Below are 13,409 nucleotides of genomic sequence, written 5' to 3'. Positions count from 1 at the left end.
GGGCGCCTCACGGCCCGCTGTTTTTCGGCTATCAAGCGAAGCCCCGCCCGGGCTGGCCCGGGCGGGGGTGATCGGCTCAGTCGCCGTTGCGCTTGGAGGCGCGGGACCAGATCAGGCTGAAGGTGTCGCCGTCCTCGTCGTCGAAGAGGTTGGCGTAGATCGGAGCGGTGAAGCTGGGATCGTCCAGCTTGAGGCCCAGATAGTCGCGGCCCTCGTTGGAGGTCTTGCTCCAGGCGGCGCCGATCTCGGCCCGGCCGACATAGACCCGGTGGCTGGGCGCGTTGTCGCCGCTGCGGTTGGTCTCGGGCACGATGCGGACGCCCTTGGCCTGAACGCTCAGGGTGACGATCTCGCCGTTGAACTCGTTGCCGCTCTTCTTGAAGGTGCCGATGGTGGCCATGGTCGTTCTCCTTGGATGGTGTCTCGAGCACCGCGCCCATCGCGGCCTCGATGGCGATCGACGGGCCGCAAGGCGAGCGACGACGCACCCGGCAGGGCCGCAGCGCAGCGGAGGATGTCGGTCGGGAGACTTTCTTGTCCCGCGAGGAGGCCCGAAGGGCCGGGGAAGAAAGTCGGACGAACGACGTTGCGGCTGAGGCGCTCGAGGCGAAGCCGTCCTTCGGCCAGATCAGCCCATCAAGAGACCGCGGACGGGGCGTGCTTTGACAGCCGATCCGACGACAGACCTGGCGAACTTGCCAACCGCCAAGCAAGGCGAAACGTCCGGCGTAGAAGTTCCGGCCAGTCCAGCGTGTAAATCGGCGTATCGGGTCCACGCGCCGAACGCTGCCCGACCCGCCTTCTTACCCCGGGTTTTCGGCCGGTGAAGCGTTGCCCGAGCCGCCAAACATCCCCCGGGAGCGTGAGCGCCCAAGCAGGATCGTCCCACGACACCGTCGCTTTGCCGCCTTTGACGCACGGTCCTGCACCCCAGATCAGGGGTCCGTTGCCCCAACGCCCGGCGCAGAGCGCCTGCACCGCTTCAGCCAGTCTGGCGCTTCGCGCGTCCGGAGCACCCATCAGTGCCGGGACATACGCATCTCACGCGCGGCCATGGGTTCGACCCGCTCGCGAGGCAGGCTCAGGCGGGCCAGCGCGGTAAACCCGATGACGAGTCCGCCGATGATCGCGAACGCTTGCCGCCACCCTTCAGTCGGAATCGCCATGGCCAGGCCGAGCGTGGCATGGTAGCCCGCGATGGCTGCGGGAGCCGCGAACAGGGCCGCGACAGCCAGTCTTACCGGGGTCGACGGCGCCAAGGTGAAGACGAGTTGGCCCGCGACGAGCGTGCTCGCCCCGACCAGAAGACCGACGAAAATGCCGCCGAGGGGACCGGCGCCGGCGTCCGTGGCGATCAGCCCGACCGACACACCGGCGAACAGGGGCAGCGCGAAGGCGGCGAGGTTGAACAGCAGCCAGCACATCACGCCTAGCGCGACGGCCAGTACGACGAGACCGGGAATGATCATGGTGGTGCACTCCGTTGCAAAGAGGAACGGTCGCGCCTCCACCACCACCACCACAGCGCGGATGTCAGTATAGCCGCAAAAGCGGCCTTACGGGAGCGCGGTTTTGCGCCCCCGTACGCTGAAGATGGATCATGCCCACGGATCGTATTCATGAACGATGCTCTCGGGATCGCCATCGAACTCGGATGACGGCATCACGCCGAACCCCGGACCGGCCTTGAAGAGGGTGACGCAGACCATCAGGGTTTTGGCGAGGCTCCAGGCGCTGCGTTGGGCGAGAGAAAGCGACATCGTACCGGCTCCTGTCTGGAGGCGGGGACCATCCCCGCTCGACAGGCGCCCGAAGCGTCCGGAACACGGCCGCGATCACCGCGCCGGCGTCAGCCCAGCGGCCGCAAGCTCTGCTTAGCGGACCCCTTGAGGGTTGATCGCTTCGGCTTGGGCTGGACCACGGATTGCGCCTAGTAGAAGGGAATGGTCACGGTGCTCAGGAGCGTAGGAGAAGATGAACGTAGACGACGCTCGTGCACGTCTTGGAGCGCTTGATCCTGACGATGGTCCGGCGGAACTGCCCAGTACCATTTTGGCCAAGCTCACCTTAGACGACATGGCTGACGGCGCCGAGTTTCAGGTGGGATCGCTGAAAGACGGCGTTGTGCATCTCGACTGGAATGGAACCGTCAGGCGAGAGGGTGCGCGTCTGGTTGGTGAGGCCGATCACACCTGGACCCGCAAATATTGGTACGATGCTATCGGTCTTGAGCAGTATCTCGATCTGGTCCGACGTGCTGTTGAAGTGCGGCACCGCGTCCATGGGGACGTGGCACTGACGCACTATGATGACGACGGGGCCTACGTGGCGCTCCGGTTTCAGATCGATACGGCGGAAACGAACCTCCGCCGCGCCTATGACGAGCTGCGACGAATTGCTGAAGAGGTTGAGGAGGCTGCGCGCCAAGCCGCTGATGAGGTGGGGCTGCGCCTGGCCGAGATCGCCGCCAGGCTCTCGGGGTGGGGCTCACGGAGCCACGATGTTCTAGTTGATGCTGTCGGAACAGCTCAGACCGCGGATGAAAAGGGACGTTCGCTCGAGGAGCTTTGCAGCCAGCTGTTCGCCTCGGTGCCGGGCCTCACCGTCAATGGGCGCGTGCGGTCGCAGACAGAAGAGATCGACATCTCAATTCTGAACGACAGCAGTGATCCGCGGCTACGCCGGGAGGGAGCCGTCATCCTCGCGGAATGTAAAAACTGGACAGGGCGATGCGGGAAAAATGAGTTCGTTCTTTTCAAGGAAAAGCTCGAGAACAGGAGTCGCCGCGCAACCTTGGGGTTCCTGATTTCGTGGAATGGGTTTGCGGATACAATCACGAAGGAAATGCTGCGCGGCAGTCGCGAAGAAATCCTCGTCGTGCCGATGACAGGCAAAGATATTCGAGCGGCGGTACAAAACGGTAGCTTTGCGGACGTCGTGTTCGATTGCTGGGATAGAGCAACGCGGGTTTAGGACGGCGGCGTTCACCCGCCGCCGCCCTTGCGGAAGTCGAACAGCGGAATCCCGATCTTGCGGGCCTTGTCGGCAAGGTTGTCGGAGATGCCTGAGCCGGGGAACACCACGACCCCGATCGGCAGCACCTCGAGAAGCTGATCGTTGCGCTTGAACGGAGCGGCCTTCGCATGACGGGTCCAGTCCGGTTTGAACGCCACCTGCGCGACCTTGCGATTGTCGGCCCAGCAGGCGGCGATGCGCTCGGCGCCCCTGGGCGATCCGCCATGCAGCAACACCATGTCGGAATGTTTGGCCCGGACGCGGTCCAGCGCCGCCCAGATGGCTTCATGGTCGTTGAAGTCCGTTCCGCCGGTGAAGGCGACCTTGGCGCCTTCGGGTAGCATCACCTCGTTCTCGGCGCGTTTGCGCGCGGCGATGAAGTCGCGGCTGTCGATCATCGCCGAGGTCAGGGCCTTGCGGTTGACCATCGATCCCGTGCGGGGCCGCCAGGCTGTGCGAAGGTGGGTTTCGAACTGGTCGGCCGCCTGGTCACGCATGAACTCGAAAGCGTTGCGGCGTTCGATCAGGGTCAGGCCTTCGGCGATGAGGCGCTCTAGGTCGACGGACTTGACCTCCGAGCCGTCCTGTTCACGCTGAGCGCGCTTTTGAGCTTGCTCATTATCGTCGAGCTCACGCTCGATCCGCTCGGCGGCGCGGTGGAAGAGATTGACGGTCGACCAGAGCAGATCGTCGAGGTCGGGCTCCAGGCGGGTGTCCTGAAACGTCGAGGCCAGGGCGTCGAAGATGTCGGCGATGGCGCCGCGGGCGTGGCGTTCCTCCGGCAGGGGACGTGGATCAAGCTCGTCCTGAAAGGGGCGGTGGCCGAAGAGCTGGAGTTCATCGAGCAGGGAGGATGTCGAGGATTGCTCGTGCGGCGGTTCGAAATCGGGATCGGTTGTCATGGTTTTCGCCCTTCCGGCTGGCGACCGCGCCCATCGCGGCCTTCGCAGGCGACGAAGAGCGGGGGCGGACCGGGCCTGCACCGCCGGTCCGAAGGACCGGGCGGCCGCAGCGCAGCGCAGGACGGCGAAGGCGGGCTATTTTGGACTCGCGATGCAAAGGTCCGTCAGGACCGGCGGAAAATAGCCCGGCGCAGCCGTTGTCGGTTCGGCCCGCCTCCGGTCCGATCGCCCTCTCAGAAGGCCGTGGGCGCGGCTCTCCCGCCGATGCGAACAACCCACAGCCCCGCTCGCGTTCCGGCCGGCATGATCTTCGCGGACGACGCTGTTCATCGCGCGCAGAAGCACGCCGCATCCTCCGCGACGAGTTGGCTCCGCACCTGTGCCGCCAGCGCCTCGCGTCCCAGTCGCCGAAGATCGTCGTTGAAGTCGTCGTGGGCCGGTTCGAGCGGCGCCACCTCGATGCCGAGGTCTTCGGCCCGTCTGGCGAGCGCTTCGCGCGCGCGATCGCCCGCGGGATCCTTGTCGCTCGCGATGTAGAGCCGGCGCAGCGTCGGCGGCAGGCGCAGGGCGGCCAAGTGACTGGCCGACAGGGCGGCGACCATCGGCAGGTCGGGGGCGATCTGCCGGAGCGACAACATCGTCTCGATGCCCTCGCCGGCGGCGAGCAGGTCGGTTGCGCGGCCGAAACGCACGGCGTTGCCGAGGAGATGGCCCATGGCGCGCCGCGGCGAGGAGACCGGCGCCTTGTCGTCGCCTGAGGAGGCGAGCCAGGTGCGATGTGCTCCGGTGATGGCGCCGTCGAGATCGGTGACGGCGGCGATCAGCGCCGGCCAGGCGTCGCGTGCGCGGTCGCGTGGGTCGTCCGCATCGCCGCGATACCAGCAGCGAGGATGAAAGCGGAGCGCTCCGCAGTCGCGTAGATCCGTAATGCCGCGTTGGCGCAAATAAGCTTGTGCGATGGTGTCCGCGATCGGTCTGGCCATGGCGAACAGGCGCCGTGCGGCTTCAGGCGAGCCGGTCGGCGCCGGCGGCTCGCGGCGTCCGGTGATGGACGCCTCCGGCCGAGGCAGTCTGAGAAACCGCCGCGCTTCATCCAGAGTGTCGCGCAGCGTGGACAGCCGCTTGCGGGCGGCGATCAGGTCGAGGAGATCGCCATGATCGCCGGTGGCGGCGTCGGTCCATTTGCCCGCCCCGCCCGGGGCGTCGTCAGCGCCTCGCAAGCGGACATAGAGGCTGCGGCCTGGATTGTTGTCGACGTCTCCGACCAACCAGTAGCGCCCTTCGCGCCGACCGTTGGAGAGATAGTGACGGCACACCGCTTCGGCCTCGCGCGCGAGGCGGTGCGCCAGCTCTGCGGCTGGTCCCTGCATTGCAGATGTCCGCTCACGCCGCGACATGGGCGCCGCCGGCCCGAGGTGCGACACGGGCGAGCGGATGACGCGAAAGCAGGGCGGCGAGCACCGATGGGCCGTTCGCGCCGGTCGGGATGAACAGCCGCAGCTTCCAGGCGATAATCTCGGAAATAAGGCCCATCGCCTTGAGGCGCGCGACCATGCCGTCGGTGAAACCGACGAGTTCGAGCCGCTGGGCCCCCATGACCAGCGATCGGCGCACGGTCATCGCATCTGCCAGGTGAAGGGTCTCGCCCCGGACCAGCACGCCGGCGAACGCCTCGGCGGGTCCGACGGCGGTAGGTGTATCGTCGAACGCCTCGGCGACCCAGCCGGGTGAGACCTGGCGTCCGATCACACGCTCGCCGTCGTCGGTCTGGAGCCGATAGACGCGGCAGCCTTCGGTCGGCAGGCGCCGCCAGATCGGCAGCAGCAGGCCGGTGACGATATGGAGCGTCGTCTCGGTGAAGGCCGGCAGGTCCGCGATTTCGGCGTTCCAGGCCTGCGTGAAACGGCCCGCATCAGCGTCTTCCCACGCGGTTGCACAGAGTGCGGACTCCGCCATGGCCGTCCGCTCCATCGGGCGCAGCAAGCGGACGCGGCGCTCCACTTCGCCATCGTCCAGGGTGAGGCTAGGGGCGGGGACTTGCACCGCCGCGCGCTGCGAGCGGGTGTTGATCAGCAGACGGCATCCCGGCTCGCCGGCTCGTTGGAGCGCATCTTCGAGGCTCAGCGGCGTGGTCGGGTTGCGCTCGAGGACGGTGAACACCTGGGTTTCGGCGCCCGAAGCCGGATGGGTGTAGAGTGCGCGCCGCTCGGTGACGCGCAGCGAGTGCGCGGTGATGGTTTCGACGCCGCGGTCATAGACGCCGGCGCTGATCGCCCCTTCGATCTTGGCCCGCAGCAGGCCTTCGAACACTTCGAACAAGGTGTCCTGAAGCGCGATCGTCAGCGCCAGCATCCGATTAAGGAACTGGGTGATGGGCGGCAGATCCTCGCGGATCGTGCCGTCGCGATCGGTGAGCTTCAGGCCGGTGGCGTCTTCGAACCGCTGGAGGGAGCAGCCCGGCACCTTGCCGAGCAGGAGCAGCATATAGAACTGCCGCAGCGCGGCCTTGGCGTAGGGGCTTTCGAGGTTGTCCTCGGCCCGGAACAGACCTTGCCCGCCGGTCTGCCGCTGGCCCTTGGTGATGGCGCCCAGGCTGTCGAGCCGCCGGGCGATGGTCGACAAGAAGCGCTTCTCGGCCTTCACATTGGTCGAAATGGGCCGAAAGACCGGCGGCTGGGCCTGATGCGTGCGGTTGGTGCGCCCCAGACCCTGGATGGCGGTGTCGGCCTTCCATCCCGCCTCCAGCAGATAATGGATGCGCAGCCGCTGGTTCTTCGCGCCAAGATCGGCGTGATAGCTGCGGCCAGTGCCGCCCGCATCGGAGAAGATCAGGATGCGCTTGTCGTCGTCCTGAAAGGCGGCGGTCTCGGCGAGATTGGCGCCCGCGGCGCGCCCTTCCACGGCGAGGCGTCGCTCGCCATCTGCCCCCGTGCGGGCGACCACGCGGCGCGAGCGGCCCGTCACCTCGGCGACCTGTTCGGTCCCGAGCCTCTGGATGATCTGATCGAGCGCGCCCTGGACCGGCGCCAGCGCGGCCAGATGCTCGATCAGCCGGTCGCGGCGCTCGACCGCATCGCGGCATTGCACGGGCTGGCCGTCGCGAAAGGCCGGCCGTGACGAGAGGTTGCCCTCGCCATCTGTGAACGGCTCGAAGAGCTGCGTGGGGAAGGAATGGGCGAGATAGTCCAGGACATATTCGCGCGGCGTGATGTCGACCGCCACATCGCCCCAGTCTTCGGTCGGGATATCGGCGAGGCGGCGCTCCAGCAGCGCTTCGCCGGTGGAGACGATCTGGACGACGCAGGCGTGTCCGGCGGCGAGATCGCGGTCGATGGCGCTGATCAGGGTCGGCGTCTTCATCGCGGTGATCAGGTGATTGAAGAAGCGCTGCTTGGCGCTTTCGAAGGCCGAGCGCGCGGCGGATTTGGCCTGGGCGTTCAGCGTTCGCGATCCGCCTTCGGGGCCAGACCCCGTGATGTTGGCGGCGTCCAGCGCGGCCGACAGGTTGTTGTGGATGATCTCGAAGGCGCCGGCATAGGCGTCATAGATCCGGCGCTGTTCAGCGCTCAGAGCGTGCTCGACGATCTCGTACTCGACGCCGTCATAGGAGAGGGATCGCGCGGTATAGAGGCCGAGCGCCTTCAGGTCGCGCGCGAGCACCTCCATCGCCGCCACGCCGCCGGCCTCGATCGCCTCGACGAATTCGGCGCGGGTGGCGAACGGGAAATCATCACCGCCCCAAAGCCCGAGCCGCTGGGCGTAGGCGAGGTTGTGAACCGTGGTGGCCCCGGTCGCCGAGACGTAGAGGATGCGGGCGTTTGGCAGCGCGTGCTGCAGGCGCAGGCCCGCCTTTCCTTGCTGCGAGGCGGCCTGGTCGCCCCGCTCGCCTTTGCTGCCGGCGGCGTTCTGCATGGCGTGGGATTCGTCGAACACGATGACCCCGTCGAAGTCGGCGCCCAACCAATCGACGATCTGGCGGACCCGCGAAACCTTACCGTCGCGCTCGTCGGACCGTAGCGTGGCGTAGGTGGCGAATAGGATGCCTTCGTCCAGCCGGATCGGAGCGCCCTGGCGAAAGCGCGAGAGGGGCGTGACGAGCAGCCGCTCCTGGCCAAGCGCCGACCAGTCGCGCTGGGCGTCTTCGATGAGCGCGTCGGATTTGGAGACCCACAGCGCGCGGCGGCGGCCCTTCAACCAGTTGTCGAGGATGACGCCGGCGACCTGGCGACCCTTGCCGGCGCCGGTGCCGTCGCCGAGCATGAAGCCGCGGCGGAAGCGCACCGCGCCCTCGGTGTGGTCGGCCGCGGCGCTGACCTGGTCGAAGGTCGCATCCACGCTCCAGGCGCCGGCCAGATGGCCGCCATGGGCCTCGCCGGCATAGATGACCGTTTCGAGCTGGGCGTCCGACAACAGACCAGCCGCGACCAGTCCGTCCGGCAGGAGCGGGACATAGCCTGGCTTGGGCGGGCAGACCGACGCCATTGAGGCCGATTGCACCAGCGGGGTGGGATGCGGCTTGGCGGCCTCGATGGCGATCGATTGCAGGACGTCGGGCTCATAGAGCGCTTCGGTCAGCCGGTCGCCGACAGGCGGGCTCCAGTCGCACACCGTGTAGCCAAGCGGCCGACCGCTGATCTGCGCCGGTGGCGGAGCCGGTCGGCGAGCCGCCGAAGCGGCTCTGTGCAAAGCCGGTTTTGGGCAAAGCCGTCGCGTCGGGTGCACGGGCGTGGCGGTGCCGCGCGGCGGCACGTGGGCGTCCACCCAGGCCAGCAATTGCGCGGCGTTGGCGGCCATGCCGGGCGAGTCGGGGAAGTGGTCGGGATCCTCGGCCGGCGTCCGATCGATGATCGTGAGGCGCGTTTCGGTCGTGGTGCCATGCCGCGCATAGACCGATCCATCGATGGCGGCGGAGAACAGGATGCGGCCGCGCTGCTGGAGACGGCTGAAGGCGTCGCGCCAGGCCGCGTTGTGGGGCGACAGAGCCGCGCCGGTGATGGCGACCAAGCGACCCCCATCGGCCAGGCGCGCCAGAGCCGACGCCATGTGACGCAGGGCGGCATCGGCGACTCGGACCTGGACATGGGCCCCGGCCGAGAAGGGCGGGTTCATCAGGACGACGGTGGGGATCACCGCAGCGTCGAGGTGGTCGTGGATGTGGGCCGCGTCGAGTCGGCTGACAGGGGAAGCCTGAAACAGGTGACCGAGCAGTTCGGCGCGCCCGTCGCCCAGTTCGTTGAGCGCCAGCTCGGCGCCCGCGATCTCGGCGAAGATGGCGAGCAGCCCGGTGCCGGCCGAGGGTTCGAGCACCAGGTCTCCGGCTCCGAGCCCCGCGGCGCGCGCGGCGATCCAGGCGAGCGGGATCGGTGTCGAGAATTGCTGAAGCGCCTGGCTTTCCTGGGACCGCCGCGTCTGGCTGGGCAGGAGCCCGGCGATCTTGCTGATCATGGCCAGCTGAGCGGCTGAGGGTTGCCGCGACAGGGCTGGTCCAAACCGGCGCAGGAACAGAAGCTGCGCGGCCTCGCAGGCCTCATAGGCGTCCTTCCAGTCCCAGAACCCTTGCGCGTCGGAGCCCTGGAACGCCGCCTCCATGGCGGCGCGCAAGGCGCGCGCGTCGACGGGAACGCCCTTAACGAGCAGCGGCAGGAGGGTGTCGGCGGCGCGGCAGAGCGCCAAGGCGCGGTTGGTCGGGCTGGCGGGCGTCTCGCGCGGTGCCGGCGAAGCCAGGGCGGTCAGGGTCATGTTCGATCATCCAGGAGAGCGGGAGGCAGGCGAGCCGACCGGCGCTCTCTCTCGACCGCACCGGCTCGCCCCCTCCCGGCCCCGCTCTCACTCTTGCGAGACGAAGCCTCCGCCTTCGGCGGGCGGGAGATAGGCCTCGAAGGGATTGCCGGGTGCGAGATGGCCGAAGGGCGTGAACACGAAGTCCTCGCCGTCGCGGCCGACGGCGCACAGGACGTAGCGCAGCTCGCGCGTCTCGGCGTCGAGGCATTCCATCAAGGCGAGATCGTCGTTGCGAGCCGCCTGGAGGAGGGTCTGGAAGTTGCGGGAGGCGTGGTGTGGGATGGCCATGGCCGACTCCTGAAGCGCAAAACGGCCCGCCATCGGCGGGCCATGAGGGGGAAAGAGTAGGTGCGGGGCGGCGAGCGCCGCCCCGCGGCCGCTCATTCAGCGGCGACGGCGTGAAAGCCCGGCTCGGCCGCGTCCGGCTCGTCCGCCGCGTCCTCTTCCTCGTCATCGATCAGGAAGGCCGGCAGCGCCTCGGGTTCGGCGGTCTCGTCGGCCTCGACGAACGTCTGGTCGTCAGCCGTTCGCAGCGGCTCAGGCAACCAGCCCGATCCGGCCAGGAGCCGTTCGGCTTCCTTGGCCATGTCGCCCTTCTTGAGATGCTCGATGAGCTGGGCCTCGCGTTCGCCCTTGCCTTCGCGCACGGCTTCCAGGATCCGGGTTTTGGTCACTCGGCCCAGGTAGGTCTCGGCGGTCGGCGTCCAGCCCGCCGCGACCATGTCGAGATCGACGGCGCGGGCGAGCGCATCGGCGTGGGCCATGCGTTCGCCCTGGTTCCAGGACTGGTGGACGGCGTTCACGCTGAGCCCAACGCAGTGGGCGAACAGGGCTTGCCGGCTGTCGGCGTCAAACCCGACCAGGGTCTGCCAAAGCCCGCCCGGCTCCTTGGGAAGCTGCTCGGCCCAGCGCGCGTGACGTTCGGCGATCGCCTTGGCGGAGGCCGTCTCGTTCAGATCCGGGGCCTGATGGCCGAAGGTCGAATGCTTGACCTCCAGCTCCAGGCAGGTGGCGGTGCTGAAACGATAGAAGGCCTTCAGCGCCAGGGCGTGGAGCACGGCGAGATAGGCGGTGTCGGGGTCGCCGCCGACAGCATCGCGCAGCGCCAGCGTCCGGTGCGCGGTCAGTTCGGTCATCAGCCGCTCGGGAAGCGGCTTGATCGCGTCCTCCTCCTCGTCCCCCTCGGTAGACGGCTGGGCGGCGCCGCCCAAGGTGATCACGGCGCGCTGCACCCCGCCTTCGGGATCGGAGGGGGCTGCGCCGCCCCCGTGCTCGCCGTCAACGGGCTCGGGTTCGGCCATGGCCTCGTCTTCGGGACGCACATAGCCGCGTTCGATCTTCAGATCGCCCGAACCATCGAGGCTGACGAAGGCGCCGGCGCGGGCGATGTCGTCGGGACCGAACACCGGCGGACGGTTGTCGAAGGCTTCGAGCGCGGCCTCGATCTCGCCGAGGCGCTGATCGACCTCGTCGGGAAGCTCGTCGACCTCGGCATAGGTCTCTTCGAGAGCTCCATATTCCTGGCGCAGGGCGTCATAGACGGCCTGTTCCTCCTCGCTCAGCGGGCTGGTTGAAGTGAGCCGGCGCAGCCCGTGGGTGTGGCCGTAGGCGAAGCCGACATCGACGCTGACCCATTTCCAGCCCTCGGCGGCGACCGTCTCGGCCGCGGCGGCGAGCTTGTCGGCCACCAGCCGGTCGAGCAGGGCGGGATCCTGGAACCAGCCGCCGTCGTCGGCCTGGAACAGGTCGCGCGAGACGACGCCGCCGGCCGCTTCATAGGCTTCGGGGCCGATGAACTGCGCACGCCTGTCGGCGGCGCGGACCGCCCCTTCGGTGAGCATCCGCCGGATCTGATAGGCTTCCTTGTAGGGATTGCGGGCGAGCGCCTCCCAGACCTGCTCCTGACGGGCGTGATCGTTCGTCACCGTGAACGCCATCAGCTGGTCGAGGGTCAGCTCGTCCTCGGCATAGAGGGCGAGCAGCTTTTCGCAGACGGCGGCGAGCTTCAGGCGCTGCCGCACGAGCGCCGGGGTGACGAAGAAGCGCGCGGCGATCGCCTCCTCCCCCTGGCCCTGGTCGCGCAGGGTCTGGAAGGCGCGGAACTGATCGAGCGGATGCAGCGGCTCGCGCTGACTGTTTTCCGCCAGCGAGTCCTCCTCGGCCGAGATGTCGTCGCCCTCGCGCACCACACAGGGAACCGGAGCGGTGCGGGCCAGGCGCTTTTGCTTCACCAGCCGTTCGAGCGCGCGATAGCGGCGCCCGCCGGCGGGCACCTCGAACATGCCGGTCTCATGGCCGTCGCCGTCGAGCACGGGGCGGACGTTGAGGCTCTGGAGCAGGGTGCGCCGGGCGATGTCCTCGGCCAGATCCTCGACCGAGATGCCAGCCTTGATCCGGCGCACGTTGGACTGGCTCAGCACCAGCTTGTTGAAGGGAATGTCCCGCGACCGGGACAGGACGATCTTCTGGGCAGCTTGGGTCATGGAAGGGTCTCCGTGACGGGCGGCCAAGAGCCTCTCTCTCGACCCTGACCCGTCACGAACCCGTCTCGGCCCTCTGCCTCTCTCGACCGTCCGGCCCCCGAGGCGAGCGCGGCCTCACGCCGCCGCCCGGTCCTCCTCCTCCAATGCGTCCGCGGCGCCGGGCGCGAAGGCGAGCAGATAGTCCGCGGCCTTGGACGCGGCGCTCGCGGCCCGGACGATGGCCCGGTTGTCCTCGCGCAGCACTTCGAGCCAGGAGCCGATGTAGTCGGCATGGCGCACGGTCGGCGTGATGCCGAGGCTGGCGCAGCAGAAGGCCGAGGTCATCTCGGCCACCAGCTCCTCGCGGGCATAGGCCTTGGAGCCGAACCCTCCGCTCAGGTCGCGCGTCAGACGACTGGGGTGACCCGACCAGTGACCGAGTTCGTGCAGGGCCGTCCGGTGCCAGTTGACCGGCTCGAAATAGGCCTCGGGGCGAGGGATCTGGATGTAGTCGGGGCCCGGGGCATAGAAGGCCTTGTCGCCGCCCAGGCGCAGATCGGCGCCGCTGGCCCGCAGCAGGGCCTCGGCCTCGGGAAGGATCAGTCCTTGCGGGACCGGCGGCGGCGGGGCCGAGAGCTCTTCAGGCAGGCCGTCGCACTGGGCGATGTTGAAGACTGTGAAGCGCTTGAGGAACGGGATGGCGGCTGCCTCGTCGCCGGTTTCACGCGCGCGCCGGCGCTCGTCGTCCGGGATGAAGCGATCGGCGTAGACGACGGTGGTCCCGTGTTCGCCCTTGCGCACATTGCCGCCGAAGCCGAGCGCCTGGCGGAAGGTGAGCCAGCCTTGGCTCGCATAGCCGTGCTGGACGACCGCGCCCCACAAGATCAGGACGTTGATCCCCGAATAGCCCCGGCCGGTGGAGGCGTTCCTGGGCATGGCGAGCGGCGCGGCCACGGCGCTGGAGCGCCAGGGCTGGACCCAGGGAAGGCGGCCAGCCTCCAGCTCGCCGATGATCCGGCTGGTGATTTCGTCATAGATGTTGGTCCGATCGGTCCGGGCGCGGCCCTTGGAAGCTGAGCGTGTCATCGCATGTCTCCGCGACGGGCCGGCCGGAGCTCCTCTCTCGACCTTCAAAACCCGTCACGGCGACAGCCGCGGCCCTCTCCCTCTCGCGATCGGCGGAGCCTTTCGCCTTCCGCCAGCCTGGCCGGCGCCGGCGCAAAAGGGGGGCGTTGCGGGGCTCCCCCCC

General features: G+C 68.3%; 10 protein-coding genes. 1 reads left to right on the top strand and 9 read right to left on the bottom strand.

Annotated features, from left to right (window positions below):
* Nucleotides 1-76 precede the first annotated feature (76 nt).
* The 3 genes from Q8K84_RS04605 to Q8K84_RS04595 all read right to left on the bottom strand — a co-directional run bounded on the left by Q8K84_RS04605 (nucleotide 77) and on the right by Q8K84_RS04595 (nucleotide 1,760).
* Nucleotides 77-400, bottom strand: a complete 324-nt coding sequence (locus Q8K84_RS04605) for a DUF736 domain-containing protein (protein ID WP_293418161.1) — start codon at nucleotides 398-400, stop codon at nucleotides 77-79.
* Nucleotides 401-1,019: 619 nt separating this feature from the next.
* Entirely contained in the window at nucleotides 1,020-1,469 is a 450-nt protein-coding gene (locus Q8K84_RS04600) for a hypothetical protein (protein ID WP_305281279.1), read from the bottom strand.
* Nucleotides 1,470-1,598: 129 nt separating this feature from the next.
* Nucleotides 1,599-1,760 (bottom strand): hypothetical protein, encoded by a 162-nt coding sequence (locus Q8K84_RS04595; RefSeq protein WP_305281278.1) that lies wholly within the window; start codon nucleotides 1,758-1,760, stop codon nucleotides 1,599-1,601.
* A gap of 214 nt (nucleotides 1,761-1,974) precedes the next feature.
* On the opposite strand from Q8K84_RS04595, the gene Q8K84_RS04590 reads away from it, so the two are divergent.
* Nucleotides 1,975-2,973: a hypothetical protein gene (locus Q8K84_RS04590; protein ID WP_305281276.1), complete on the top strand. Its 999-nt coding sequence runs from the start codon at nucleotides 1,975-1,977 to the stop codon at nucleotides 2,971-2,973.
* A gap of 11 nt (nucleotides 2,974-2,984) precedes the next feature.
* On the opposite strand, the gene Q8K84_RS04585 is transcribed toward Q8K84_RS04590, so the two are convergent.
* The 6 genes from Q8K84_RS04585 to Q8K84_RS04560 form a co-directional block, all read right to left on the bottom strand.
* Nucleotides 2,985-3,917 (bottom strand): DUF2493 domain-containing protein, encoded by a 933-nt coding sequence (locus Q8K84_RS04585; RefSeq protein ID WP_305281274.1) that lies wholly within the window; start codon nucleotides 3,915-3,917, stop codon nucleotides 2,985-2,987.
* Nucleotides 3,918-4,243: 326 nt separating this feature from the next.
* Nucleotides 4,244-5,287 (bottom strand): toprim domain-containing protein, encoded by a 1,044-nt coding sequence (locus tag Q8K84_RS04580; protein WP_305281273.1) that lies wholly within the window; start codon nucleotides 5,285-5,287, stop codon nucleotides 4,244-4,246.
* Between the two features lie 13 nt (nucleotides 5,288-5,300).
* Entirely contained in the window at nucleotides 5,301-9,656 is a 4,356-nt protein-coding gene (locus tag Q8K84_RS04575) for a strawberry notch-like NTP hydrolase domain-containing protein (protein WP_305281271.1), read from the bottom strand.
* Between the two features lie 87 nt (nucleotides 9,657-9,743).
* A complete protein-coding gene (locus Q8K84_RS04570; protein WP_305281269.1) occupies nucleotides 9,744-9,986 on the bottom strand; it encodes a DUF6117 family protein in 243 nt (80 codons plus the stop codon).
* Between the two features lie 92 nt (nucleotides 9,987-10,078).
* Nucleotides 10,079-12,181: a ParB/RepB/Spo0J family partition protein gene (locus tag Q8K84_RS04565; RefSeq protein ID WP_305281268.1), complete on the bottom strand. Its 2,103-nt coding sequence runs from the start codon at nucleotides 12,179-12,181 to the stop codon at nucleotides 10,079-10,081.
* Between the two features lie 114 nt (nucleotides 12,182-12,295).
* On the bottom strand, nucleotides 12,296-13,246 hold the full coding sequence (locus tag Q8K84_RS04560) for an ArdC family protein (RefSeq protein ID WP_305281266.1): 951 nt from the start codon (nucleotides 13,244-13,246) through the stop codon (nucleotides 12,296-12,298).
* Nucleotides 13,247-13,409 lie beyond the last annotated feature (163 nt).

This window comes from Phenylobacterium sp., assembly GCF_030679875.1.
In the GTDB taxonomy this organism is placed as follows: domain Bacteria; phylum Pseudomonadota; class Alphaproteobacteria; order Caulobacterales; family Caulobacteraceae; genus Phenylobacterium.
This window is presented reverse-complemented; position numbering and strand designations above follow the sequence as displayed.

Coding starts and splice junctions, on each gene's coding strand:
- Q8K84_RS04585 (WP_305281274.1), bottom strand. CDS start 3,917: ATGACAACCGATCCCGATTTCGAACCGCCGCACGAGCAATCCTCGACA.
- Q8K84_RS04565 (WP_305281268.1), bottom strand. CDS start 12,181: ATGACCCAAGCTGCCCAGAAGATCGTCCTGTCCCGGTCGCGGGACATT.
- Q8K84_RS04600 (WP_305281279.1), bottom strand. CDS start 1,469: ATGATCATTCCCGGTCTCGTCGTACTGGCCGTCGCGCTAGGCGTGATG.
- Q8K84_RS04570 (WP_305281269.1), bottom strand. CDS start 9,986: ATGGCCATCCCACACCACGCCTCCCGCAACTTCCAGACCCTCCTCCAG.
- Q8K84_RS04560 (WP_305281266.1), bottom strand. CDS start 13,246: ATGACACGCTCAGCTTCCAAGGGCCGCGCCCGGACCGATCGGACCAAC.
- Q8K84_RS04605 (WP_293418161.1), bottom strand. CDS start 400: ATGGCCACCATCGGCACCTTCAAGAAGAGCGGCAACGAGTTCAACGGC.
- Q8K84_RS04595 (WP_305281278.1), bottom strand. CDS start 1,760: ATGTCGCTTTCTCTCGCCCAACGCAGCGCCTGGAGCCTCGCCAAAACC.
- Q8K84_RS04590 (WP_305281276.1), top strand. CDS start 1,975: ATGAACGTAGACGACGCTCGTGCACGTCTTGGAGCGCTTGATCCTGAC.
- Q8K84_RS04580 (WP_305281273.1), bottom strand. CDS start 5,287: ATGCAGGGACCAGCCGCAGAGCTGGCGCACCGCCTCGCGCGCGAGGCC.
- Q8K84_RS04575 (WP_305281271.1), bottom strand. CDS start 9,656: ATGACCCTGACCGCCCTGGCTTCGCCGGCACCGCGCGAGACGCCCGCC.